Here is a 25706-nt window from a genome sequence, read left to right as displayed (position 1 = left end):
ATTATTTCTCCTGTTTTTTTAAGTGCACGGTGATCTCGTCCCGGTTGTGATACAGATGTTTCGCTGACAGTTCCAGTTTACCCGGCAGCACTTCGGCGATGATAGCCAGACATTCCAGCACGGACTCGAAACGTTTTTTCATTGGTAATTTCAGATTAAACATGGCTTCTCTGCACCAGTCGTCGGATACCCATTGCGCCATAAGACGGGCCACTTTTTGTGGTTGCTCAATCATATCGCACACCAGCCAATGAATATTTTTCTTGCGGGGTTTAAATTTAAAACCATCTTCCTGAAAGTGAGCCACTTGCCCACTGTCCATCAATGACTCAGCCATCAAGCCATTATCCACGGCCTGCACAAACATCCCCCGGCGCACCAACTGATAAGTCCATCCTCCAGGGCAAGCCCCCAGGTCTACCGCATTTAATCCGGCCCTGAGCCGTTCTTCGCGCTCTTTTTCCGGAATAAAGGTTAAGAAAGCTTCGTCTAATTTTAGCGTTGAGCGGCTGGGTGATTCTGCCGGAAACTTAAGGCGCATGATACCGCCGGGTAATGGACTGATATTGTTCATTGGGGTTATACCCAGATAACATCCGGTACTTTTAACGAAAAAAGCAAAGAGGCAGGTCAGTCCCTTGCTTTCCTGGTACAACTTGTGCTGTTTTAAAGCTTGCCTCAACGGCACAGTAAATTTACGGCAGAAACGAGACAACTCTTTCCCGTCTTCAGTATCAGGGTGCTCAACCCGGACTTCAGAAATCACCGGTAACTCAGCAAAGGAATCGGTTAAATCAGACAACCTGTCGTCTTTTGACAAATTGTCGTAATGCGCCAACACCTGGAGCCATTGCCGGGTAAAAATCAGTTGCGTTAATGCCAACCGTTTAAATAGTGGTTGCAAAGACTGAGGACACTCAAACAGATAAAAGCCTGACAATCGTTCAGCTTTAAAATAGCCATAAAAACCATGCTCGGCGGCACGAGTCTGTAACTCCAACCCGGCATCAGCTTCAAAACCCGGACGGCAATAACCTAAAATCTGTGAAGCCACTATTGATATCCTTTGTTAATTGCCGCCAACATCACCGCCCAACCGGCAATAAACAACAAACCTCCCAGCGGAGTAATGGGACCGAACCATTTAATGCCACTGAGAGATAACGCATACAAGCTACCGGAAAAACACACTATGCCGGCCAACATCAGACTTGCGGACCATGTCCATAAGTGATGAGGAAAAAGCTTAGCCAAAATCACAATCAATATCAGAGCCAGTGCATGGAAAAACTGATACTCAACGCCGGTCGAAAAGGCACTTAACAAATTTTCAGGTAATTTCTGTTTCAGACCATGAGCGGCAAATGCGCCTAAAATCACAGAAAGCATGGCCAGTGCGGCCCCCAGTAATAAAAATAGTTTCATCATTCTAACTTCTTGCTAATGTGTTCTTGATAAATTGACAGGCCTGAGCAACGGCAAACTGCATATTTTCCTGCCAGCTTACGCCACTACTCCTGGTGGTTTTAAAACTGTGCTCACCTGCCGGAATAAAGGTTACCATCAGGCTATCAGGTAATCTGTAGCTTTCAATTTCTTCGGGTTTACCGAACGGATCTCTTTCGCCCTGCAACACCAACAGAGGTTTAGAGATAGAGCTCAGGTGTTCTGTTCTGATTTTTTCCGATTTACCTGGTGGATGAAAGGGATAACCGAAACAAATGCCCCCTAATGCCGGGGATGCTTGCAGTACATGACTGGCCACCCTGCCCCCCATAGATTTTCCACCAATAAAAAGTGGCAATTCACCGGACTCAACGAACTGCGCATTAAACTGCTCTATCAACTTCGGCAATCTCTCCGGAGGACGACGTCGACCGAGCCTTTTCATCTCCGTCATATAATCAAAATCAAACAGAGTACATTTTACGCCAGCCGATTCGAACAGTGTTTTGCATTGCTGCATAAAATCGCTCTCCATGCCCTGACCGGCACCATGAGCCAAAATGAGTTGAGCAATGTAAGCCAAACCCTAGTCCTCGCTAACTTGTTCTAACATCCAGTCTTTGAATGCCTGAATTTTACCCAGCTCGGCATGGGATTGCCTGCACACCAAATAATAGGCCTTTTGCGTTTCAACCCGTTCTTCAAATGGACAAATCAAACGACCTAATGCAATTTCCGGACGCGCCAGGGCGCTGTCAACAAGTGCGATACCCTGTCCCAGCGCAGCCGCCTGCAAAATTAACATTGTATGGCTGAAAATAGGCCCCTGATTCACATTCACGCCCAAAATATTAAAGTGTCTGATCCATTGCTTCCAAAACTCTCTGGATGTGTCGTGCAGTAATTGATGGTGTTTTAAGTCATCAAGCTTATCTAATGGTTTATCCCCCTGAAATAGCATAGGCGAACAAACCGGTGTCAAATACTCAGCATACAGTTTATCAGCCTGCAGACCACTCCAACGACCTCTGCCATAATAAATCGCCAGGTCTACATCATCGGTTAGAAAGCCATCATCTGAGTCAACCGCTTTGATCCGAACATCTATATCCGGGTTTTTAGCAGAAAAATCCGAAAGCTTAGGTACCAGCCATTGCACTGCAAAACTTGGTGGTAAAGCGACGGTTATGGACCCTTTTGCCCCCATTGCATGTAATCGTTTTGTGGCTTCGTACAGCGAGGCAAAGACTTCTTTGATATCCAGGTAATAGCTTTGGCCGATCTCGGTTAATAATAAGGTGCGATTTTTCCTGATAAACAATTTCATCCCCAGAAACTCTTCCAGCGCTTTGATTTGATGGCTCACTGCAGCCTGAGTGACAAAAAGCTCTTCTGATGCCCGGGTAAAGCTCAAATGTCTGGCTGCAGCTTCAAATGCTTTCAACGCGTTCAGTGGCGGTAATCTTTCGTTCATAATCAGGTATTTTTCGTCATAGAAAGTTCATAAATTAAAGATTGCAAGTAAAATTTAGAGGGAAAGCCTCCAACATCCGCATTTGCATTAGTTTTTCTAATGCACTTGGCATATTTTTTCTCGTTTTTAGTTAGTCAAAAAAACATCTATAGTACGCACATCAGCTAAAAACCTTTATTTTACAAGGCTTTTGTAAAATACAAGTAAACAAAACTGATAAACAAAGTGTCTTTTTTACATTATTTTAACTTTAGGTGAATTCTATGAAAAACTTTAAAAACTTAATTACAATCTGTCTATCTACTTTTGTCTTTTCAGCGACTGTTGCTGCTAATGACGTTACTATCGAAACGGTAGAAATTCAAACAGAGATCGCTGACAGTATTCAACTGGCGGTTGCTGAAATCAATGTGCCCGCAGTTGAGAATGCGGCTAAACTACAACTGGAAGAAATGACTTTCAAACAAAATGTAGAACAATTTTTGGCATTGGCCAGATTCAACGAAGAGACGCAAAGCATTTCCACACAAATCATCGCTGAATAACAGCGCAGATTTTACGAATTTAAGGCAATTTGCCTAAAGCTTTCGTTTATTGGACACTCATTGCTCCTGCACAGCGCAGGAGCAACTGATTGCCTGACTACCTTAATCTTTCCCTACGCCAAAAAATCAAGCCGTAATCAATGGCTGAAATCCTTTGACTAATTCATCCAGTTGTTTCATCTGCAATAAATAAGGTTCCAGCTTATCCAACGGTAATGCACAAGGTCCATCACATTTGGCATTTTCCGGATCCGGATGCGACTCAATAAACAAGCCTGCCAGACCTAAAGCCATGCCTGAACGTGCTAACTGCGCTGCCTGTGCCCGACGGCCATCTGCTGAGTCACTGCGACCTCCAGGACGCTGCAGTGCATGAGTCGCATCAAAAATAACCGGTGCCACTGCTCTCATATCATCCATACCCAACATATCTACAACCAGATTGTTGTAACCAAAACACGATCCGCGTTCACATAGAATGATCTTTTCATTGCCCGCTTCTAAAAACTTATTGATGATATGGCGCATTTCATGTGGTGCCAAAAACTGGGGTTTCTTTACGTTAATCACGGCATTCGTTTTTGCCATCGCTACCACCAGGTCTGTCTGTCTGGCCAGGAATGCCGGTAACTGTATAACGTCTGCAACTTCCGCAACCGGTTGCGCCTGATGAGGCTCATGAACATCAGTAATAACCGGCACATCAAACTGCTGTTTGATTTCTTCAAAAATCTTTAAACCTTCATCCATACCCGGACCACGAAAAGAATGCACTGACGAGCGGTTGGCCTTATCAAACGAGGCTTTGAAAACGTAGGGGATGTTGAGCTTTGTAGTCACTTCTTTATAACGCTCTGCGATGGTAAGAGCCAGGTCACGCGACTCCAGTACATTCATACCACCAAATAAAACAAATGGCAGAGCATTGTTAACTTCGACTCCAGAGACAGAAATCGTATGCAAATTATTCATTTATTCTCCGAACAAAAAACCTGAAAAGTTAATCTCTAATCCCGTTAACTAGTTACCGGGATGTTTATACCAATAATATGGCAAGTGGGCTTGATAATGAAAACAAAAATCCCCGGACATTGCCGGGGATTTTTTTAGTAAATTGCCTGACGCAGGCATAATCGAAAAATGTCTGGCTTACCAGCCAGTAATTTCGCGCAATGCTTTGCCAATGTCAGCCAGAGAACGAACGGTTTTAACACCAGCCGCTTCAAGTGCTGCAAATTTATCGTCTGCTGTACCTTTACCGCCCGCGATGATCGCACCAGCATGGCCCATACGCTTACCAGGAGGAGCCGTTACACCTGCAATGTAAGACACTACCGGCTTAGTAACGTTTTCCTTGATAAAGGCAGCCGCTTCTTCTTCAGCAGTACCACCAATCTCACCGATCATAACGATAGCTTCAGTACCGTCATCATCCTGGAACATTTGCAGGATATCGATAAAGTTAGAACCAGGAATAGGATCACCACCGATACCTACACAGGTAGACTGTCCAAAGCCTTCGTCAGTAGTTTGCTTAACCGCTTCATAGGTTAAGGTACCAGAACGAGAAACAATACCAACTTTACCAGGTAAGTGGATGTGGCCAGGCATGATACCAATCTTACATTCACCCGGAGTGATTACACCTGGGCAGTTAGGACCAATCATGCGTACGCCTTTCTGGTTTACGTATTCTTTTACGTAAAGCATATCCAGCGTAGGAATTCCTTCAGTGATACATACGATCAGCTCGATACCGGCATCTGCAGCTTCGATGATAGAGTCTTTACAGAAAGGAGCAGGTACGTAGATAACGGTTGCTGTTGCACCAGTTGCTTCTACTGCTTCACGGACTGTATTGAAGACCGGAAGACCCAGGTGTTCAGTACCACCTTTGCCAGGTGTAACACCACCGACCATTTGTGTACCGTAGGCAATCGCTTGCTCAGAGTGGAAAGTACCCTGACCACCAGTGAAGCCCTGACAGATAACTTTAGTATCTTTATTAATTAATACAGACATTATTTGCCCTCCGCTGCTTTAACTACTTGCTGAGCTGCGTCAGTCAGACTTGTTGCAGCAATAATATCCAAACCAGAGTTTGCCAGAACATCGCGGCCCAGGTCTGCATTAGTCCCTTCTAAACGAACCACTACTGGTACGGTAACGCCAACTTCTTTAACGGCACCGATAATACCTTCAGCGATCATGTCACAACGCACGATACCACCAAAGATATTAACCAAAACGGCTTTTACATTATCATCAGACAAGATGATTTTGAATGCTTCAGCAACGCGCTCTTTTGTAGCACCGCCACCAACATCCAGAAAGTTTGCAGGCTTGCCACCGTGCAGGTTTACGATATCCATGGTACCCATTGCAAGGCCAGCACCGTTAACCATACAACCTACGTTACCGTCTAGTGCAACATAGTTCAGCTCCCACTGTGCAGCATGAGCTTCACGCGCATCTTCCTGAGATGGATCGTGCATGTCTTTCAACTTAGGTTGACGGTACATCGCATTGCTATCAATACCTACTTTGGCGTCAAGACAGTGCAGGTCGCCATCAGTTTTAACAACCAAAGGATTGATTTCGATCAGCGCTACGTCCAGGTCTTCAAACATTTTAGCCAGACCCATGAAGATCTTGGTAAATTGTTTGATTTGTACGCCCTGCAGACCCAGTTTGAAGGCCATTTCACGCGCCTGATAAGGCTGCGGACCAACCAGCGGATCGATTTCCGCTTTTAAGATTTTTTCTGGTGTTTCTTCAGCAACAGTTTCAATGTCAACACCACCTTCAGTTGAAGCCATGAATACAACGCGACGTGTACCACGATCAACTACTGCACCCAGATACAACTCATCAGCAATATCAGTGCATGATTCTACTAAGATTTTGCTAACCGGCTGACCATTTTCGTCAGTCTGAAAAGTAACCAGGTTTTGGCCTAACCACTTCTGAGCAAATTCTTTGATTTCGTCTTTACTTTTAACCAGCTTTACACCGCCAGCTTTACCGCGACCACCGGCATGGACCTGACATTTGACAACCCACTCGTTGCCACCAATGCTATCGGCAGCTTCAGCAGCAGCCTGAGGAGTGTCGGTTGCATAACCTTCTGAGACGGGTAAGCCATATTCTTTAAATAGCTGTTTACCCTGATATTCATGCAAATTCATGGTGAAATTTCCGTGATTATTTAAAAAACGTCGACTAAATCGACCTGAAATAAGTTGTCAGTGTGCATCCTGCACCAATAAAGTAATGCCGTCAGAGACGGCAATACTTCCTTATACATCCAACAGTAAGCGTGTCGGGTCTTCCAGCATCTCTTTAACTGTGACCAGGAAGCCGACTGACTCTTTACCATCGATGATTCTGTGGTCATAAGACAACGCCAGATACATCATAGGAAGAATCTCTACTTTGCCGTCCACTGCCATAGGTCTGTCCTGAATTTTGTGCATCCCTAAAATAGCGCTTTGTGGTGGGTTAATGATAGGCGTAGACATTAATGAACCAAATACACCGCCATTGGTAATTGTGAAATTACCGCCGGTTAATTCATCCATGGTTAACTTACCATCACGGCCTTTAAGTGCCAGACTCTTGATCCCTTTCTCGATACCTGCCAGACCTAACTGGTCGCAGTCTTTCAATACCGGAGTCACGAGCCCGCGAGGTGTAGAAACTGCAATAGAAACATCAAAGTAATTATGATAACAAATGTCGTCACCATCAATTGAAGCGTTGACTTCTGGATAACGCTTCAGCGCTTCCGTTACAGCTTTTACATAGAAGGACATAAAGCCAAGACGGATACCGTGCTTTTCTTCAAATACCGTTTGGTATTTCTTACGCAGATCCATGATGGGTTTCATGTTTACTTCGTTGAACGTGGTTAACATCGCTGTTGAGTTTTTAGCTTCCAACAAACGATTTGCAATAGTTTTGCGCAGACGTGTCATGGGAACGCGCTTTTCTGTGCGCTCAGCCAAAGAAGCAGCGGCAGGTTCTGCTGCAGCAGCCGCAGGAGCTGGCGCGGCACTGGCACCTTTGAGGTGTTTCTCTACATCTTCTTTGGTGATGCGGCCATTTTTGCCTGATCCTTTAATTTTTGCAGGATCTATGTCTTTTTCAGCTAATAAACGACGCACTGAAGGGCTGAGCACTTCATCATCTGAGTCGCTTTCTTCAGCTGCAGGGGCTGGCGCAGCAGCTCCGGCACCGGCGGCGAACTTAGCAATAACCTGCTCTGCGGTTACGGTATCACCTTCATTGTGCAGGATTTCTGAAATCGAACCATCTGCTGGCGCGACAACTTCCAACACCACTTTATCCGTTTCAATATCTACCAGATTTTGATCACGAGATACGGCCTCGCCTGGTTGTACATGCCAGGTTGCTATTGTTGCATCTGCTACCGATTCAGGTAACACCGGTACTTTAATATCCACTGATTCACCTTTTGCGCTTTCGTCTGAATTAGATTGTGCTTTGCTTTCCGTTTTTGCGGAACTGTCTGAGCTGTCAGCTGCACCGGCTCCCACCAAAGCAATGACTTGCTCGGCAAGAACAGTTTCACCTTCCGGGCTGCTAATTTCAGTGATAACACCGTCTTCCGGTGCAACCACTTCTAAAACCACTTTGTCAGTCTCAATATCAACCAGGTTTTGGTCGCGAGACACTTTATCACCTACTTTAACGTGCCAGGTGGCTATCGTTGCATCAGCCACTGATTCCGGCAATACGGGAACTTTAATTTCAATGCTCATTTTAATCCTTGTTTAACTCGATTGCCTCTTCAACCAACTTCTTCTGTTGTTGATTGTGGACTGATAAATAACCGACAGCCGGCGCAGATGACGCTGCGCGACCCGCGTAGGTAACCTTGGCACCTTTGGGAATGGAATCCCAGAAATGGTGTTGACTACAGTACCAGGCTCCCTGATTTTGAGGTTCTTCCTGACACCATACCCAGTCTTTGACATGCTTGTAACGCTGTACCACTTTTTCAATTTCGGCATGAGGAAACGGGTAAAGCTGCTCAATACGAATAATCGCCACATCGCTAATTTCATTTTTGCGACGATAGTCTAACAAATCGTAGTAGACCTTACCTGAACACATGACGACACGCTTGACGTTAGCAGGCTTAAGGTCGTCAATCTCATCTATGACATTGTGGAAAACACCGGCCGACAATTCTTCCAAAGAAGATACCGCCTGAGGGTGACGTAACAATGACTTAGGAGACATAACGATCAGTGGACGACGCATCGGGCGGACAGCCTGACGACGCAACATATTGTATACCTGAGCCGGCGTTGAGGGCACACACACTTGCCAGTTGTGGTCGGCACACAATTGTAAAAATCGTTCCAGTCTGGCTGAACTGTGCTCTGGTCCCTGACCTTCATATCCATGTGGTAACAACAAAGTCAAACCACACAGACGACCCCACTTGTGCTCACCTGAACTTAAAAATTGGTCGATGACCACCTGCGCACCATTGGCAAAATCACCAAATTGCGCTTCCCAAATGGTCAGTGTGCCCGGTTCAGCTGTTGCGTATCCGAACTCAAACGCCATAACCGCTTCTTCGGAAAGTACAGAGTCGTAGATTTCAAACACGCCCTGTTCATCAGCAATATGCTGCAGTGGAGTGTGTTCTGCACCATCTGCCTGATTATGCATAACGGCATGACGATGGAAGAAGGTACCGCGTCCGGCATCCTGACCGGTGAAACGAATGTCGGTTTTGGCTTCAACTAACGTTGCATAAGCCAGGGTTTCAGCAGCTCCCCAGTCTAAGGACTTTTCGCCCTTCATCATGGACAGCCTGTCCATGTAGAGTTTATTAACGCGGGACTGGAGCTTAAAGCTATCAGGTATCGCACAGACTTTTTCACCGAGTTGTTTCAGCTTCTCGATACTGACGCTACCGTCATAGGGTACATCCCAGTCATGGCCGATGTAAGGGGTCCAGTCTACCGAGTGTTCTGTCATAGGACGCCACTCTTCAACCACACAAGCACCGTGGTCCAGCGCAGCGCGGTATTCAGCCACCAGTTTGTCTACATCGTGTTCTGACAGCACGCCTTCGGTAACCAGTTGATCAGCATAAATCTGACGTGGCACCGGATGCTTACGAATCTTCTGATACATCAACGGCTGAGTTGCATTCGGCTCATCAGCTTCGTTGTGACCATGGCGGCGATAACAGACCAAATCAATAACCACATCACGCTTGAAGGTGTTGCGATAATCCAACGCCATTTTAGAGACGAACATGACAGCTTCAGGGTCGTCAGAGTTAACGTGGAATATCGGTGCCTGAACCATTTTTGCAATATCGGTACAGTATTGTGTTGAACGGGTATCTTCGGTTTTAGAGGTAGTGAAACCCACCTGATTGTTAACCACAATTCGAACTGTGCCACCCACCTGAAAACCGCGGGTTTGGGACATATTGAAAGTTTCCTGCACCACCCCCTGACCGGCAATCGCAGAATCACCATGAATGGTAATCGGCAAACACATGGAGCCATCACTGCAACCACGTCTGTCGAGTCTGGCACGTACAGATCCCATAACAACCGGGTTAACAATTTCTAAGTGTGACGGATTAAAAGCCAGTGCCAGATGCACAGCACCACCCGGTGTTGCGAAATCTGAAGAGTAACCAGCGTGATATTTTACGTCACCTGAACCGAGGGACTCATCGTGTAAACCGGAAAACTCATCGAAAAGTACTGAAGGATTTTTACCCAGTACGTTAACTAATACGTTGAGTCGGCCACGGTGCGCCATACCTATCACGACTTCTTTAGAGCCTGCTGCGCCGGCTTGCGTGATCAGGGTTTTGATCATAGGTACCAGCGAATCACCACCTTCCAGTGAGAAACGTTTGGCCCCTGGGAATTTAGCACCAAGATACTTTTCCATACCATCGGCGGCGATCAGTCCCTTGAGAACATTAATTTTTTGCTCTCTGGCCAGATCGGGTTTCGCTTGTGCCGCTTCCAGGTATTGCTGAATCCAACGTTTCTCTTCGGTGTTGGTAATGTGCATATACTCTGCACCGATAGAGCCGCAATAGGTACGGTTAAGAGATTTAAACAACTCACCCAGGGACATTTTTTCTTGTCCCACGGCATAGGAGCCTATGTTGAATACGGTGTCGAAATCTTTTTCAGAAAGGTTATGGTGGGAAAGTTCAAGGTCTCTGACTCGCTCTTGCTGCCATAAACCTAGTGGGTCAAGGTTTGCATGTTGATGACCGCGAAATCGGTATGCGTTGATAAGTTGCAACACCTTAACCTGTTTCAGGTCCCCGGCTTCACCTGCTGGTGCCCCTACTGGCGCTCTGCCAGCCAGCCCCAATGCAGCCATTTTTTTAAACTCGTCTCGGACAAGACTATGACGCGTTTCAATTGAAACACCATCTACTTTTGGCAGTTTGTCAAACGTGCTTCGCCACTCATCTGAAACGCTTTGTGGATCTTCCAGGTACGCTTCATAAAGTTCTTCAACGTAAGCAGCGTTACCACCAGCCATATGGGAAGAATCCCACCACGCTTTCATGACGCTTTCGTGCATTACCGTCCCTTCATCGTATTCATTTTCAACAGGTCTTTTTCAAGACCAACAAAGTACCAATAAAAAAATAGCCAACCTACTTGTGATTGGCTATTTAGTAATCAAAATAAAACGCAATTAACGTTTATTAAAACTAAACAGCCCGTTGCAAAAGCATGGATTTAATTTTACCAATGGCTTTTGTTGGGTTCAGCCCTTTAGGACATACATTGACACAGTTCATAATGCCATGACACCGGAATACACTAAATGCATCATCCAGGTCATTCAGTCTCTCTTCAGTTGCCGTGTCACGACTATCGGCTAAAAAGCGATAGGCATGTAGCAGACCTGCAGGGCCAATGAACTTATCTGGGTTCCACCAAAATGACGGACAAGAAGTTGAACAACAGGCACACAAAATACACTCGTAAAGGCCATCAAGCTCTTCACGCTCTTCTGGTGACTGCAGGTGTTCTCTGGCTGGCGGCTGTTTCGAGTCGTTGATTAGAAACGGTTTTACCTTCTCGTACTGAGTGTAAAACTGAGTCATATCAATCACCAGGTCACGTATAACTGGCAAACCGGGTAAAGGTCTGACAACGATCTTGCCTTTTCCTAACGCGGACAGAGGCGTAATACAGGCCAAACCGTTTTTACCGTTCATATTAACGCCATCAGAGCCACATACCCCTTCACGGCAAGAACGACGAAAAGATAGTGTAGGATCTTTTTCTTTTAAAGCCAGCAGTGCATCAAGCACCATCATATCCTGGCCTTCCTCAACCTCAAGCTGATAGTCCTGCATCCTGGGCGCATTATCAACATCAGGATTGTAACGATAAACTGAAATTTCTCTTATCATTGCAGTGCTCCTTAGTATGTCCGCGTCTTAGGTGGAAATGCTTCACGCGTCTTGGGCGTCATATTAACATCACGCTTGCGCATAGATTCGGTCTCCGGGATATAAACAGAGTGACACAACCAATTCTCATCGTCGCGATCCGGGAAGTCGAATCGGCTATGAGCGCCTCGGCTTTCTGTACGGAAATTCGCAGCTACCGCAGTTGCATAGGCAGTTTCCATCAGGTTATCCAATTCCAGACATTCAATACGCTGAGTATTAAACTCGGTGCTCTTATCGTCCAGTCTGGCGTGTTGCAGGCGCTCGCGAATTTCTTTTAATTCGTTGAGACCAGTTGCCATGGCGTCACCTTCACGGAACACTGAGAAGTTTAGCTGCATACATTGCTGCATGTCTTTCTTGATTTGAACCGGATCTTCACCCTTGCCAATTTCGGAAGATTCCCAACGATTAAAGCGCGCCAGCGCGGCATCCAAATCAGACTCAGAAGCTTCGCGAGAACTGTCGATTTCGTTCAGGGCCTCACCCAGGTGTAATCCTGTCGCGCGACCGAACACCACCAAATCAAGTAGTGAGTTACCACCCAGACGGTTTGCACCATGTACTGATACACAGGCAATCTCACCACAAGCAAATAAACCTTTAACTACTTGCTCACTGCCATCCGGTGCCACCGTCAGACATTGACCATCAACATTAGTTGGTATACCGCCCATCATGTAGTGACAGGTTGGGATTACCGGAATAGGTTCTTTAACCGGATCGACATGCGCGAAGGTACGGGACAACTCCAGAATGCCGGGCAGACGTGATTCAAGTACGTCTTTGCCGAGGTGATCCAGCTTCAATTTAATGTGTGTACCCCATGGGCCCTCACAACCGCGGCCTTCGCGGATTTCGGTCATCATGGAACGCGCTACAACGTCACGACCCGCAAGGTCTTTGGCGTTAGGTGCATAACGCTCCATAAAGCGCTCGCCATCTTTATTCAACAGATAACCACCCTCACCACGACAGCCCTCTGTTACCAGCGTACCGGCTCCCGCGATACCCGTTGGGTGGAATTGCCACATTTCCATATCTTGCAAACAAACGCCTGCGCGCAACGCCATACCAACACCATCACCCGTGTTAATGTGAGCATTTGTGGTTGAGGCATAAATACGACCAGCACCACCAGTAGCCAGCACCACAGCGCGAGACTTGAAGTAAACGACTTCACCGGTTTCAATATCAATCGCCGTACAGCCGACAACATCACCGTCCTGGTTTTTTACCAGGTCCAGTGCATACCATTCGCTGAACACTTTTGTTTTGTTTTTAACATTTTGCTGATAGAGCAAATGCAGCAGAGCATGACCAGTTCGGTCAGCTGCAGCAGCAGTACGAGCGCCCTGCTCGCCGCCGAAATTTTTAGACTGTCCGCCAAAAGGACGTTGGTAAATTTTGCCGTTTTCAAAACGAGAAAATGGCAAACCCATGTTTTCCATTTCAATAATGGCTTCCGGACCAGTTTTACACATATATTCGATAGCGTCCTGATCACCAATGTAATCAGACCCTTTAACCGTATCATACATGTGCCATTCCCAGTTATCGTCGTGGGCATTACCCAATGCTACGGTAATACCACCCTGAGCGGAAACGGTGTGAGAACGCGTTGGAAAAACTTTAGACAAAAGTGCACAAGACTTGCCTGACTGAGAAATTTGTAAAGCGGCTCTCATTCCGGCACCACCGGCACCGATTACTACCGCGTCAAATTCATGAACTGCAACTTTCACTTACACACCCCACAAGACGAACAAACCGACTGCTACATAGGCGAATGCAATCAGGTTTAAAAGAAACTGGATAACGGCTCTGACATTGTGTGGTTTTACATAGTCAGTTAACACCTGCCACAAACCGATACGCACGTGGATCATCACGGAAACCAGTGCAGCAAGCGTGAATACTTTCACAGCCAGATTGGAGAACAAACCAGACCAGACCTCGTAGGTCACCGTCGGTGTAGAAACGAAAAACCACAGCATAAATATGCTGTATGCCAAAATTACGATTGCGGTGGTACGCAAAGAGACGAAATCTTGCACACCATCTCTTTTGATACTTGCCTGATTAGTTACCATATCACTACTCCCATCACGACAGTCAGCGCTATCCACAGGCCAATAATAAATTTAGCACTGTTATTACCTGACTCTAATTCTTCGAAATGTCCCATATCCATAAACATATGACGGACACCGCCAAGAATATGATAAGTCAATGCTGACACTGTGCCGATAACCAATAACTTACCAATAACGCCATTCATCAATTCAGTGACAGAGGCAAAGCTTTCAGCTGAAGTTAATGAACTAGCCCATGCTCCAATTACCAGTAACAGTGCGAAGAACAAAGCAACACCTGTTACACGGTGTAAAATTGAAACCAGAGCTGATGGGGGAAAACTAATCGTATTAAGTTCTAAATTTACGGGTCTTTGTTTATTCACGATTTGTCGCCAACCTGGAATGTTTGTGTGTTAACTCTTTTGTAACAACTGTAACAAGTGAGTATCCCACCTTGAATGTCATCACAATTTACATACGTATGTATTTTAAATTGGATTATTTACATTTTATTAACGAAATATGCTTGCAGACCAATAACTTCGCCTGTCTGGCAGATTTACGTTTTCGCACTGAAGTATATCTTTGGGATTCAGGAAATACAATTTTTGTTACGGATCAAAGACGTGATTGTAAAAATTTTGAGCAATGTGATCAAAGTTTCAGAAATATGCATACTTACCGATGAAATACGCATTAAAATTGACTTATACTATCAGGATAAAGTAAAACTACCGTCTACTTTACAAGCCTCGTCCATTTTTGACGAATCAATGAGCACCCCCCTAGAACATTCGAAAGGAGAATTTTTATGGCAGCTGATTCAGCCATATTAAAAGTTGGTGATAAAGAAATAGAACTCCCCGTACTCACGGGCACAGCCGGCAACCCAGTTATAGATGTAAGAAAATTGGGTTCAATCGGGCATTTCACTTTCGACCCAGGTTTTATGGCAACTGGCTCATGCGAATCATCAATTACCTTTATTGATGGTGAAAAAGGTGTGCTATTACACAGAGGTTATTCCATCGAAGAGTTGGCTCGCGACGCAGATTACCTTGAAGTTTGCTACATGCTTTTACACGGCGAAGCGCCGGATGCCGCGACCTACGCGAACTTTAAATCCACAATAACCCGTCATACCATGGTTCATGAAACCATGAACAATTTCTTCCACGGTTTCCGCCCTGATGCGCACCCTATGGCGATGTTATGTGGTACGGTCGGTGCCATGTCTTCGTTTTATCACGATGATCTTGACGTGAGTGACCCGGATAAACGTCTGCGCAGTGCCTATCGACTGGTAGCTAAGATGCCAACCCTGGTAGCAATGGCATACAAATACAACATCGGTCAGCCTTTCGTTTACCCCCGTAATGACCTGTCCTACGCTGAGAACTTCCTGAACATGATGTTCTCCGTACCTGCAGAAGAATACAAAGTGACGCCGGCCGTTGCCAGAGCTGTTGATCGTATTTTTACCCTGCACGCGGATCACGAGCAAAACGCATCAACCTCTACCGTTCGTCTGGCGGGCTCTTCAGGTGCTAATCCTTACGCCTGTATCGCAGCCGGCGTAGCCTCATTGTGGGGTCCTGCTCACGGTGGTGCGAATGAAGCCTGTTTGAACATGTTAGAGAAAATTGGTTCTGTAGAGCGCATTCCTGAGTTTATCGCAAAAGCAAAAGACAAGAACGACCCGTTCCGACTGATGGGCTTCGGTCACCGGGTTTATAAAAACTATGACCCACGTGCAACAGTGATGCGAGAGAGCTGCCACGAAGTATTGGCAGAACTGGACGTGAAAGATCCCTTGTTACAAGTGGCTATGGAGCTTGAAAAAATCGCGCTTGAGGACGAGTATTTCGCATCCAAGAAATTGTTCCCGAACGTCGATTTTTACTCAGGTATTATCCTGAAAGCAATTGGTATTCCTACCAATATGTTTACCTGTATTTTTGCTCTGGCCAGAACCGTTGGTTGGATCTCTCACTGGCATGAAATGCTGGGTCAGGAAGGTCAAAAAATCGGTCGTCCTCGTCAGCTTTATACCGGTGAAGCACAACGTCCATTTACACCAATTAAGAAATAATACGCCTTAATCAGCGTCCTAAAAGCGTCCAATTGGACGCTTTTTTTATGCCTGTTATTTAATAAATCTGTACATTGAATAAGCAATAAACACAAAAAAGCCGCCCTTAAAGGCGGCTACAACTAGAATGAATTCTTATTAAATAGAATTAATAAAACTCTTTCCTGAACTCTACGCCCCAAACTCTTGGGTTGTTGTCAATAACAGTCAGGTTGTTAAAGTCGATGGCACCGCGAAGATTTTCCTCATCGGTGATATTACGACCAAACAAAGTTACCGTGTATTGATCATCAAAGTTCTCGTAACCCACTCTCAAACCTCCTTCGAATTGAGAATCGGTTGTGAATTCAACTGAATCGTATAAAAACAGATTGGTTTCGCCTTGATACACCCAGTCGGTGTAGGCGAAGATTTCACCGCTTTCAATTTCAAATGCGTAACGGGCGGTAAAACTAAAGTTGGTTTTTGGTGCCTGAGGGAATGGGTTTCCGTCAACGATTGCCAATCCGTTTGCGTCAGTTTGGTCAACAAGTGTACATTGACCAGCGCCACAACCCGGAGAAACGCGAAGGTTTGGATCGTCGATTTCAGTATCGTTATAGCTGTAACCCGCTGTTAAAGTGAGTCCTTCTGCAGCCAACCAGGTTGCTTCAACTTCAAAACCTTGTCCAATACCTTTGTCAGCATTGATAAGACGAGTGAAGTTACCGTCACCACCGATTGCTGAGAACTGCATATCTTCAACTTCATAGTGGTAAATTGCACCGTTTAAACGCAATACGCGATCCAATAAATCCGCTTTAAAACCGGCTTCAAACGAGGTTACGGTTTCTGAGTCCGCCACAGATGGCGCAGATTCGAAAGCCACGTCACGACCCTGAATGGTAGGGGCACGGAAACCTACCGCAGCACGCGCATAGACACTGACATCACGGCTGATGCTGTGATTAATGGACAAGTCGCCGCTAACCTGGCTATCGTCAACCTGTACATCTGGATAATCCTGGATACTTGCATCGCCAGTTACTAATGCAAAACCGTTAACATTTTGGGATACGACTGTTAATTGTTTTTCATCATTGGTGTAGTTCAGACCAAATGTCACCGTGGTATCGTCGCTGACATCGTAGGCCATTTGTCCAAATAGTGCCCACGACTGGTTGGAGTGGCGGACACGTGTTGCACCAAAAAACCCGTCAATAGAGGTGACATCAAATTCAGCGTCAAACACGTACGCACCAATAGTCCAGTCTAAATCATCCGGGCCGGATTCAACAAAACGCACTTCGTGAGTAAACTGATACAAATCATCGAGCTTATCTTGTGTTACTGCAGTAAAAGGAATAAATCCTGGGAAGGATACTGTTGGTGTTCCAAAATTTGAATATTCGGCATAAGTTAATCCGGCAGGTGCATCGGACTCATCACCAGGAATTACCACACCGCCATCGATATCACCTAATGAGTCACCTTCGGCAACGTTATAGTCGGTGATAGAGGAGAAAGTAATATCGTTGCGCAACTCTTTATCTATGCGCAGAGTTACACCGGTATTCTCATAGTTTTGCGGATTGCGATCTTGTTGACCGTCACCATCCAGATCGGCGTCGTAATATACAACATCACGATCGTAGTTTTGATTGAAATCATTGCTACCCGTAGTTAACGCATTAGCCCGGAAAATAGACGCTGTACCTTCCAGGTCACGACCGTATATTTGCAGTAACACAGAGGTATCACCTAAGCCCGGCTCCCACAATAACTGTCCGCGCCAGGCAAGCTCGTTGAAACCACCCATGGCATCATTTTCGCCAGTCCAGGCATTATCAATCCAGTCACCACGATTTTGCGATAATATCGAGAAACGACCTGACAGATTATCCGATAAACCACCACCTACAGCGGCTTCCAGGTTTGCGGTGCTCATGGAACCTAAAGATGCTTCAACAAAAGCCTCAAATTCCTGAGTAGGTTTGCGGGTATCAAACTTAACGATACCAGCGGTCGTGTTTCGACCAAACAAACTGCCCTGAGGACCGCGCAATACTTCCACTTGCTCGATATCAAACAATGGAAAGCTTTTCAGGATAACGTTTTCTTTTACTACATCATCCATCACGATAGAAACTGGTTGTGATGCGGCCAGGTCAAAGTCGGTATTACCTAAACCACGCAAGTAAAAGCGCGGGGCAACACGGCCATTTGATGATTCAGCATTCAAACCAGGCGCTCTTGCCGCCAGTGAAAGAATGTCATCACCGCCAGAAAAGATAGCTTCAAATTTCTCGCCATTCAGCGCAGAGATAGAGATTGGAACGTCCTGAATGCTCTGGGTTCTCTTTTGGGCTTTAACAGTAATGGTTTCTAAACCACTGTTGTCTTCAGCTTCCTGTTCCTGTGCCTGAGCACCGAGTGAAAGAAGCGCGCACTGAAGTGCGACTGCAATAGCTGATTTTTTTATCATGTTGCTGTGTCCTAGAGTGTGTTAAATCAGTTAAGTCAGTGTTTTTTTTATTATTCTATTCTAATTATAATACTTGTTGCAGATATTTTAGATTAAAACTTTATAAACAGAGTGGTTTTATAGCCAATTGTTTAAAATTGCGACTGCAACCGTCAATCTATGCCCTAATTGAATGACTTCACGGAGTGTCGCAAGTATTGACTAGTTGGTCAAGAAGCGATTAATTTGTGCATTTAGCACGCGAAATTTGTGCTGAATAGTAGAATTTTCAGGCGACAGTAACCTTAGCACTGTCGCCCGGGCAGGCTTACCGCTTGCTATTGAGTAAGGCTTTTTTCTCAGAATCTGACAGAAATGCGGCATGAACGCCATTTTCCTGTACCTGACGCAACTGTTGGTCAGTTAATCCAATAACGCTTTTAGCAACCTGATATTCGTGTGGTAAATCGATATTAGATACTGCCGGATCGTCAGTATTCAGGCTCACCACAATGCCATTTTCCATAAAGGTAGGCATAGGGCTGTCTTTTACCGCTTTTACCGTTGCAGTTTGATAATTTGAAGTAGGACAAGATTCAACGGAAATGCCATTTTTTGCCATATATTCCATTAACTTTGGATCCTGTGTCGCCGCTACACCATGCCCAATTCTCGTCGCACCTAACATTTCAATGGCATTCCACACGCTTTGTGGGCCATCTGCCTCTCCGGCGTGAACAGTAATACTCCACCCGGCGTCACGACCTTTTTTGAAATGCTCTTTATACAAATGTGCCGGGAAGTTGATTTCATCACCTGCCAGATCCAGGGCGACTATCTTTTCCTTGTGCGCCAATAAGGACTCCAGTTCCGCCATACAGGTTTCCGCACCAAACGTTCGGCTTAAGATACCAATCAGGTTTGCTTTAACTCCGGTATCCTTTTCGCCGGCTCTGACCCCATCGACAACAGCAGCCACAACATCGGCCATATTAAGGTTGTGATTCATCGCCATATAATAAGGAGAAAAACGCAGTTCTACATAATCGATACCCTGACGTTTGGCATCTAACATGTTCTCGTAGGCTACGGTGTAACAGTCATCAATTGATGCGAGCACAGAAACGCCGTAATCCAGTTTTTGTAAGAATGCCAACAAATCGCTGGTTTGATCCTGGATTTGTGTTAGGGGAATGAGAGCTTCCAGCGAGTTTACGGGCAATTCAATGCCGTTTTTGTTGGCCAAACGCCAGATTGTTTCAGGCAGAATGTTACCGTCAAGATGACGATGCAAATCCACCAAAGGAAGATCCGGATTTATCATTTTTATATCTCAGATTTAATTACGGGGTGAGAAACGTTAATTGAGTTGTAGCTTCTCTGCAACTAAAACTGCCTGAGTTCGGTTATTGACTTCCAATTTTTTGAAGATTGCACTGATATGCGCCTTCACTGTGGCTTCAGTAATATTCAAATCAAAGGCAATTTGTTTATTTAACATACCACCTTGCAGATGTTTTAATACCTGGAACTGTTTCGGTGTTAGTTCTGCCATTCTGGCAGCAATATCAATGTCTTCCCTTTCGACTTTGATGAGATTGTCTCTGAATCCTTCAGGTAACCAATTAGCTCCACCCAATATTGACTGGATCGCGGCTGCTGTATCCGCTGATGGTGTGGTTTTAGGAATGAACCCTCTGGCACCAAATGCCATTACTTTAGAGACCACAATTGGCGAGTCGCTGGCAGAAACAACTGCCACCGGCACGTCGGGAAAGTCTTCAGTAATGCGAATAACACCATAAAAGTCTTCACTGCCTGGCATATGTAAATCCAGCAATACGAGGTCAATATCTTTGTTCTGCTCTAACAAAGAAATGGTCTCATCCAGTGTTCCGGCTTGTATAATTTCCAGGTCTTTTATTAAAGCCTCTAATGCCGCCGTCAACGCATCTCGAAATAATGGGTGATCATCCGCTACTACAAACTTTGTCATCGTAAACCTTTGATTTTAAACAGCAGTGAAAAGCATTATGGTTCAGTCTACGACTTTAGTCTAATATTTTTAGTTACTGCATTGTTTCTCAAAAAGAAATTGCTCATCATTTATTCATTGAACCCATCAGAAATGTTTTGGCCAGGGTAATTTTGCGCTAAAATACGATTTTTTAGCCGACCTGAAACACACTTGAACAAAGATCTGATTTATTCCAAACCTCACGATAAAGTTGCTGACTTCAAATTTGATCAGGACGTGGTTGCCGTGTTTCCGGACATGATCCAACGCTCGGTCCCAGGTTACAGTACCATAGTTGACAACATAGGCTTGCTGGCACAACAGTTTGCCCAGGATAACAGCACCATCTACGACCTGGGCTGCTCATTGGGAGCGGCCAGTTTATCGGTGAGAAAATACGTAATAGCAAACAACGTAAAAATCGAAGCGATAGACAACAGTCCTGACATGGTAAGTCGCTGCAAGAGTCATTTAGCCGCTTTTAAATCAGAGATTCCGGTTAATGTCGCGCAGGCAGATATTACACAGATAAATATTTCGGACGCTTCTGTGGTCATTCTCAATTTTACCCTGCAGTTTATTCCCCCTGAGCAACGTTATGCTGTGCTCAAAAACATTTTTGACGGACTGTTGCCAGGTGGAATTTTAATCTTGTCAGAAAAAGTGTCTCTGGGCCATTCCACCGCTGATGAAAGCCTCATTGAATTACACCATGAGTTTAAGCGCCGCAATGGATACAGTGAGTTGGAAATCAGTCAAAAACGCACGGCGATCGAAAATATCATGAAACTGGAATCCTTACCGTTTCACCTGAATCGCCTGAAAGATATCGGATTCACCGAGGCGTTGACCTGGTTTCAGTGCTTTAATTTTGCCTCTATGTTGGCAATAAAACCCAAACTTGATTAGAGACAAATTACCATGAAATGGTTTTATCAGTTTTATGAGCAAATCGCTCCCACACCACTAGCGCATTGGCTGGAAACTTTACCTGCCCACTTAGCTAAATGGCACAAAGAGGCATTACACGGTGATTTTAAGAAATGGTGCAAATTGCTGGAACAGCTGCCGGACACCGCGCCGTCTAATATGGACTTGCTCAATGAAGTACGTATCGGCTCTGCGGCTGATATTACTGACTATCAACAAAAACAGATAGCAGGCCTGCTTAAGCAATTTATGCCCTGGCGCAAGGGGCCCTTTTTCATTCATGATATTCATATAGATACAGAGTGGCGCTCTGACTGGAAGTGGGAGCGCATAGCCCCGCATATCAGATCTCTGGCGGGGAAAACTGTGCTGGACGTAGGTTGCGGCAGTGGTTATCACATGTGGCGTATGCTGGCAGATAAACCAGAAATGGTGGTTGGCATAGATCCCACTCAACTGTTTTTGATTCAGTTTCAGGCGATAAAACACTTTGCCCGGAACCAACCCATCCATCTCATTCCTCTGGGGATAGAACAAATGCCAGCACTTAAGGCGTTTGACACGGTATTTTCTATGGGGGTGCTTTATCACAGAAAAAGCCCGTTTGAATTCCTACAACAATTAAAAGATCAACTGAAAATCGGTGGTGAGCTGGTGCTGGAAACCCTGGTTGTACAGGGCGATGAAAACACAGTATTAGTCCCTGGTGAACGTTACGCACAAATGCGCAATGTCTGGTTTATTCCCAGTGTTAAAGCGTTGGAACACTGGATGGCCAGAGCCGGATTTAAAAATATTCGCTGTGTCAACCTGGACGAGACCCGCCTTGACGAGCAACGCCGAACTGACTGGATGACCAGCCATTCACTGCAGGACTTTCTGGATAAAGACGATCTCAGTAAAACCATAGAAGGTTATCCCGCTCCGCTTAGGGCCACATTAATCGCCGAACGATAATATCGGGAATAAAAGTGATAGCAACTGCGTGGCTTTGCGCTAAATGTGCGGCTGCGTCACCATGTTTTTGCCTTGTCCTGATCAGCCGATTTCGCGGCAACCCAAAACTCACCGTTATCAGTGGTTTCTTTTTTCCAAAAAGGCGCCTGAGTTTTTAAATAGTCCATAATAAATTCACAGGCGTCAAAAGCATCACCACGATGCGCACTGGTAACGATCACTAACACTATTTGTTCAGCAAGCGATAACTGCCCTACCCGATGAATTACTGTTGCCGCCTGCAGCTGCCATCGCTCACTCGCTTGCTGCACTATGTCATTGAGGGCTTTTTCAGTCATACCGGGATAGTGTTCCAGTTTTAATCCGGTGACATTGCGACCGTCATTAAAGTCACGTACCAGCCCGACAAAAGACACCACAGCCCCCGCCTCAGCCTTCCCCGCTAACACGGCCTGATATTCATGCTCAAGAGAAAAGTCGGCTTCCTGTATCCGCACAGTAAATTTGGTCAAACTATCCTCCGGTTACAGGCGGGAAAAATGCCACTTCATCACCACTGTTCAGGGATACCTGATCATGACTAATGGTTTGATTGACCGCAGCCAGTGCAGTGTCACTAACTAATAATTCAGACCACAGAGGTGATTTTTTACCTAACATGGCGCGCAATTCAGCCACAGTTTGCGGATAGTCATCCAATTGCAATTTATCGCATTGCAGTTGTTCTCGTAATTGCGCAAAAAATAATACGGTTATCATTCCGGCACCTCGCCCACTTTGCTGTGCTGCCAATTACCAGTTTTCCCGCCAGTTTTACTGTTCACCATAATATCTGAGATGATCATTTCCGGGTCTACGGCTTTACACATATCAAACAAGGTTAAACAGGCTACTGATACTGCCGTTAACGCTTCCATTTCCACCCCGGTTTTACCAGCCAGTTTACACAGAGCTTTAACTTTAATTTGATGGCGTATTGGATCAGGCTCAAAATCCACCTGTACTGTGCTCAACATCAGCGGATGACACAAAGGGATTAAGTCTGCACACTTTTTAGCGGCCTGAATACCGGCGATTCGCGCCACGGCTAAAACATCGCCTTTGGCATGCTCACCAGCAACAATCAGCTCAAATGTCGCTGGTGACATACTCACTTTACCTGTGGCTACTGCGGCGCGCTGGGTTATCGCTTTTTCAGTGACATCCACCATCGCGGCCTCACCCTTTTGATTGATATGGGTTAAACCCGGCGAGCTGTTATTTGCAACGTTTTTCATATTAATTAGTTAAATGACCGACAAAATTACAGGGCTTGTGAGTGCCATCCAGCTGTTCTTTCAGGATGCCGTGCCAGCCAGTTTTGCAAGCCCCCGTTGATCCTGGTAAACAAAAAATCGCCGTCTTATTAGCGATACCTGCAAAGGCTCTGGACTGTACCGTAGAAGTACCGATTTCCTGATAGGAAATATGCCTGAACAATTCACCAAAACCTTCGATATCTTTGTCAAACAGGACACTTAAGGCTTCAGGCGTGGTATCTCTGCCGGTAAATCCGGTTCCACCTGTACTAATCACCACATGAATATTATCTGCCGCTATCCAGCGGGACAGGATTTCTCTCAATCGATATTTATCGTCAATCACTATGGCCTTTTCTATCAGTGCATGACCGGCTTCGGTAACAGCCTCTGCTAAATAACGACCTGAGGTATCCGTTTCTTCTGTGCGCGTATCTGACACAGTTAATATCGCGATATTGAGTTTTTGTTCAGAGGCAGACATTGGATTCTATTTACTCCTGTTAAGTTTAGCCACCCAGCATTGCCAGGTTTTTTGTGGCACCGGTAAAGCCATCCTGTAACCAGTGGCTTACTTCTTTGTCATTGAGCATAGTGGAAATTTTGTGTTGCAGTGCCAGCTGGTCGCCTGAAGCAATTTCTTCCCGCAACGACAGACCTTGTTCGGCGAACAAACACAAATGTAACTTGCCGGTTGCGGATATGCGCAAGCGGTTGCAGCTGTCACAGAAATCTTTGCTGTAAGGCATGATCAGGCCGATCCGTCCGGCGTAATCCGGGTGTTGAAACTCCTGTGCCGGACCCGCTGATTTTCCTCTGACAATCCGTGTCCAACCTTCCTGCAACAATTGCTGTTTCAAAGGTTCACCCGGTACATGATGTTGTTTGAAAAACTGATGACTTAATCCCGTCTCCATCAGTTCAATAAATCTCAGGGTTACCGGGGTATCTTTCAGCCAGGCCTGAAACTGTTTCAGACTTTGTTCATTAACGCCTTTCATTAGTACAGAATTGATTTTAACCGGAATTCCCAACGACGCTGCTTTTTCTACTCCCGCCAAAATGGCTTTGAGTTTGTCGGCTCCGGTAATGGCGTTAAACACATTGGGATCTAACGAATCAATGCTGACATTAATCCCCCCAATTCCGGCATCTTGCCATTCGTCAATGACGTCGGGAAAGCGATAACCATTGGTGGTGATGACGACATTGTCTATTCCAGGAGTTTGCGCGCAGGTAGCAATGATGTCCGGCAAATCTTTGCGCAGTGACGGCTCGCCACCGGTAAGGCGGATTTTGGAAGTACCCAGCTCTGCAAATGCTTGTGCGATGGTCTTTATTTCAGACAGTGACAGGAAATCGCGATCCGAATCACATTGGTAGCCGTCCGGTAAACAATAACTGCACCGGAAATTACAGACATCAGTAATGGATAATCGCAGATAGTGAAATCTGCGACCAAAAGTATCTTCTAACATTGAACACCTTTCCAAATTAAAGCTGGTATTTATCCTTAAATATCAACTTTCGGGAGGCTGTTTGATTTCTCGCCCAACCCGTGTTTTGCGCCGGTGCATCGTGCTCCGGTAAGCAAAACGGCCAGAGTTCCTTATAGCGAATTGCAGCAATAGCCGACGCTACTTAGGTCATCAGGCTCGGAGTTTATCAAGGTGTTCAAGTTACCTCCGGAGCCTCTTAAATTCAATGCCTAATCGTGCATTAATCATAACTAATGGTTACGAGGTGTGAAAAAGATCACAAGGAGTGAAATAAGCCGCAAATGGCGGCGTTTATGCCAGTGCGGCTTTGGCGATACTGTTTATACGAGCAACAATAGACTTCAGACCATTACCCCGCGTCGGGCTGATATGCCGCTCCAGATGATGGCAACCCGTATCACGAGGTATTCATTGTTGGAATTATTAACTTCAT

At 45.5% G+C, this 25706-nt stretch carries 25 protein-coding genes and 1 riboswitch; of the genes, 4 read left to right on the top strand and 21 right to left on the bottom strand.

What is annotated here, in order from left to right; all coding sequences use genetic code 11:
- Position 1 precedes the first annotated feature (1 nt).
- From rlmM to AC0J20_RS08665, 4 genes are read right to left on the bottom strand one after another with little or no spacing between them, the layout of a single operon-like run.
- Positions 2-1057, bottom strand: coding sequence for a 23S rRNA (cytidine(2498)-2'-O)-methyltransferase RlmM (gene rlmM, locus AC0J20_RS08680; protein WP_473021433.1), 1056 nt, complete (start codon positions 1055-1057; stop codon positions 2-4).
- Positions 1054-1428, bottom strand: coding sequence for a DUF423 domain-containing protein (locus AC0J20_RS08675; protein WP_229527146.1), 375 nt, complete (start codon positions 1426-1428; stop codon positions 1054-1056). Before AC0J20_RS08675 ends, rlmM begins: the two co-directional genes overlap by 4 nt.
- Before the next feature lies 1 nt (position 1429).
- Positions 1430-2029 (bottom strand): alpha/beta family hydrolase, encoded by a 600-nt coding sequence (locus tag AC0J20_RS08670; protein WP_473021375.1) that lies wholly within the window; start codon positions 2027-2029, stop codon positions 1430-1432.
- A 3-nt stretch (positions 2030-2032) separates the two neighbouring features.
- Positions 2033-2920, bottom strand: a complete 888-nt coding sequence (locus tag AC0J20_RS08665; protein WP_229527144.1) for a transcriptional regulator GcvA — start codon at positions 2918-2920, stop codon at positions 2033-2035.
- A gap of 263 nt (positions 2921-3183) precedes the next feature.
- Here AC0J20_RS08665 and AC0J20_RS08660 point away from each other — a divergent pair, with 263 nt between their 5' ends.
- Positions 3184-3465 (top strand): hypothetical protein, encoded by a 282-nt coding sequence (locus AC0J20_RS08660; RefSeq protein ID WP_473021374.1) that lies wholly within the window; start codon positions 3184-3186, stop codon positions 3463-3465.
- Between the two features lie 126 nt (positions 3466-3591).
- Here AC0J20_RS08660 and kdsA read toward each other — a convergent pair whose 3' ends face one another.
- The 9 genes from kdsA to sdhC form a co-directional block, all read right to left on the bottom strand.
- The gene (kdsA, locus tag AC0J20_RS08655; RefSeq protein WP_473021373.1) at positions 3592-4437 is read right to left on the bottom strand and encodes a 3-deoxy-8-phosphooctulonate synthase; all 846 of its coding nucleotides are present in this window, start codon (positions 4435-4437) and stop codon (positions 3592-3594) included.
- A gap of 177 nt (positions 4438-4614) precedes the next feature.
- Positions 4615-5487: a succinate--CoA ligase subunit alpha gene (sucD, locus tag AC0J20_RS08650; protein WP_229527141.1), complete on the bottom strand. Its 873-nt coding sequence runs from the start codon at positions 5485-5487 to the stop codon at positions 4615-4617.
- On the bottom strand, positions 5487-6653 hold the full coding sequence (sucC, locus tag AC0J20_RS08645) for an ADP-forming succinate--CoA ligase subunit beta (RefSeq protein ID WP_229527140.1): 1167 nt from the start codon (positions 6651-6653) through the stop codon (positions 5487-5489). The genes sucD and sucC overlap by 1 nt, the downstream gene beginning before the upstream one ends.
- Before the next feature lie 111 nt (positions 6654-6764).
- The gene (gene odhB / locus AC0J20_RS08640) at positions 6765-8249 is read right to left on the bottom strand and encodes a 2-oxoglutarate dehydrogenase complex dihydrolipoyllysine-residue succinyltransferase (RefSeq protein WP_229527139.1); all 1485 of its coding nucleotides are present in this window, start codon (positions 8247-8249) and stop codon (positions 6765-6767) included.
- Position 8250: 1 nt separating this feature from the next.
- Complete coding sequence (gene sucA, locus AC0J20_RS08635) at positions 8251-11076, bottom strand: 2-oxoglutarate dehydrogenase E1 component (protein ID WP_473021372.1); 2826 nt, start codon at positions 11074-11076, stop codon at positions 8251-8253.
- Positions 11077-11209: 133 nt separating this feature from the next.
- Positions 11210-11920, bottom strand: coding sequence for a succinate dehydrogenase iron-sulfur subunit (locus AC0J20_RS08630; protein WP_473021371.1), 711 nt, complete (start codon positions 11918-11920; stop codon positions 11210-11212).
- Positions 11921-11931: 11 nt separating this feature from the next.
- A complete protein-coding gene (sdhA, locus tag AC0J20_RS08625; protein WP_229527136.1) occupies positions 11932-13704 on the bottom strand; it encodes a succinate dehydrogenase flavoprotein subunit in 1773 nt (590 codons plus the stop codon).
- On the bottom strand, positions 13705-14052 hold the full coding sequence (gene sdhD, locus AC0J20_RS08620; RefSeq protein ID WP_229527135.1) for a succinate dehydrogenase, hydrophobic membrane anchor protein: 348 nt from the start codon (positions 14050-14052) through the stop codon (positions 13705-13707).
- Positions 14046-14420 (bottom strand): succinate dehydrogenase, cytochrome b556 subunit, encoded by a 375-nt coding sequence (sdhC, locus tag AC0J20_RS08615; RefSeq protein WP_229527134.1) that lies wholly within the window; start codon positions 14418-14420, stop codon positions 14046-14048. Before sdhC ends, sdhD begins: the two co-directional genes overlap by 7 nt.
- A gap of 428 nt (positions 14421-14848) precedes the next feature.
- Here sdhC and gltA point away from each other — a divergent pair, with 428 nt between their 5' ends.
- A complete protein-coding gene (gene gltA / locus AC0J20_RS08610) occupies positions 14849-16129 on the top strand; it encodes a citrate synthase (RefSeq protein ID WP_229527133.1) in 1281 nt (426 codons plus the stop codon).
- 148 nt (positions 16130-16277) lie between these two features.
- Here gltA and AC0J20_RS08605 read toward each other — a convergent pair whose 3' ends face one another.
- From AC0J20_RS08605 to AC0J20_RS08595, 3 genes are all read right to left on the bottom strand, one after another.
- On the bottom strand, positions 16278-18593 hold the full coding sequence (locus AC0J20_RS08605) for a TonB-dependent receptor (protein ID WP_473021370.1): 2316 nt from the start codon (positions 18591-18593) through the stop codon (positions 16278-16280).
- A 307-nt stretch (positions 18594-18900) separates the two neighbouring features.
- Entirely contained in the window at positions 18901-19896 is a 996-nt protein-coding gene (add, locus tag AC0J20_RS08600; protein WP_229527131.1) for an adenosine deaminase, read from the bottom strand.
- A 36-nt stretch (positions 19897-19932) separates the two neighbouring features.
- Positions 19933-20568 (bottom strand): response regulator transcription factor, encoded by a 636-nt coding sequence (locus AC0J20_RS08595; protein ID WP_229527130.1) that lies wholly within the window; start codon positions 20566-20568, stop codon positions 19933-19935.
- Positions 20569-20760: 192 nt separating this feature from the next.
- On the opposite strand from AC0J20_RS08595, the gene cmoA reads away from it, so the two are divergent.
- Positions 20761-21498: a carboxy-S-adenosyl-L-methionine synthase CmoA gene (gene cmoA, locus AC0J20_RS08590; RefSeq protein ID WP_473021369.1), complete on the top strand. Its 738-nt coding sequence runs from the start codon at positions 20761-20763 to the stop codon at positions 21496-21498.
- A 12-nt stretch (positions 21499-21510) separates the two neighbouring features.
- Positions 21511-22476 carry a tRNA 5-methoxyuridine(34)/uridine 5-oxyacetic acid(34) synthase CmoB gene (gene cmoB / locus AC0J20_RS08585; protein WP_473021368.1) on the top strand — a complete coding sequence of 322 codons (966 nt, stop codon included), beginning with the start codon at positions 21511-21513 and terminating at the stop codon, positions 22474-22476.
- Between the two features lie 56 nt (positions 22477-22532).
- Here the strand turns inward: cmoB and moaE are convergent, their stop codons facing one another.
- The 5 genes from moaE to moaA all read right to left on the bottom strand — a co-directional run bounded on the left by moaE (position 22533) and on the right by moaA (position 25252).
- Positions 22533-22988, bottom strand: coding sequence for a molybdopterin synthase catalytic subunit MoaE (moaE, locus tag AC0J20_RS08580; protein WP_473021367.1), 456 nt, complete (start codon positions 22986-22988; stop codon positions 22533-22535).
- Between the two features lies 1 nt (position 22989).
- Complete coding sequence (moaD, locus tag AC0J20_RS08575; RefSeq protein ID WP_229527127.1) at positions 22990-23235, bottom strand: molybdopterin converting factor subunit 1; 246 nt, start codon at positions 23233-23235, stop codon at positions 22990-22992.
- A complete protein-coding gene (moaC, locus tag AC0J20_RS08570) occupies positions 23232-23753 on the bottom strand; it encodes a cyclic pyranopterin monophosphate synthase MoaC (protein ID WP_473021366.1) in 522 nt (173 codons plus the stop codon). Before moaC ends, moaD begins: the two co-directional genes overlap by 4 nt.
- 1 nt (position 23754) lies before the next feature.
- Positions 23755-24258, bottom strand: a complete 504-nt coding sequence (gene moaB, locus AC0J20_RS08565) for a molybdenum cofactor biosynthesis protein B (RefSeq protein ID WP_473021365.1) — start codon at positions 24256-24258, stop codon at positions 23755-23757.
- A gap of 25 nt (positions 24259-24283) precedes the next feature.
- Positions 24284-25252, bottom strand: a complete 969-nt coding sequence (gene moaA, locus AC0J20_RS08560) for a GTP 3',8-cyclase MoaA (protein ID WP_473021364.1) — start codon at positions 25250-25252, stop codon at positions 24284-24286.
- Positions 25241-25447: riboswitch (molybdenum cofactor riboswitch) on the bottom strand. It overlaps the preceding gene by 12 nt.
- Between the last annotated feature and the right edge of the window lie 259 nt (positions 25448-25706).

The sequence above is a fragment of the Planctobacterium sp. R6 genome (genome assembly GCF_055755215.1).
Note: the sequence above shows the minus strand (reverse complement) of the source record. Positions and strands in the feature narration are given on the sequence as shown.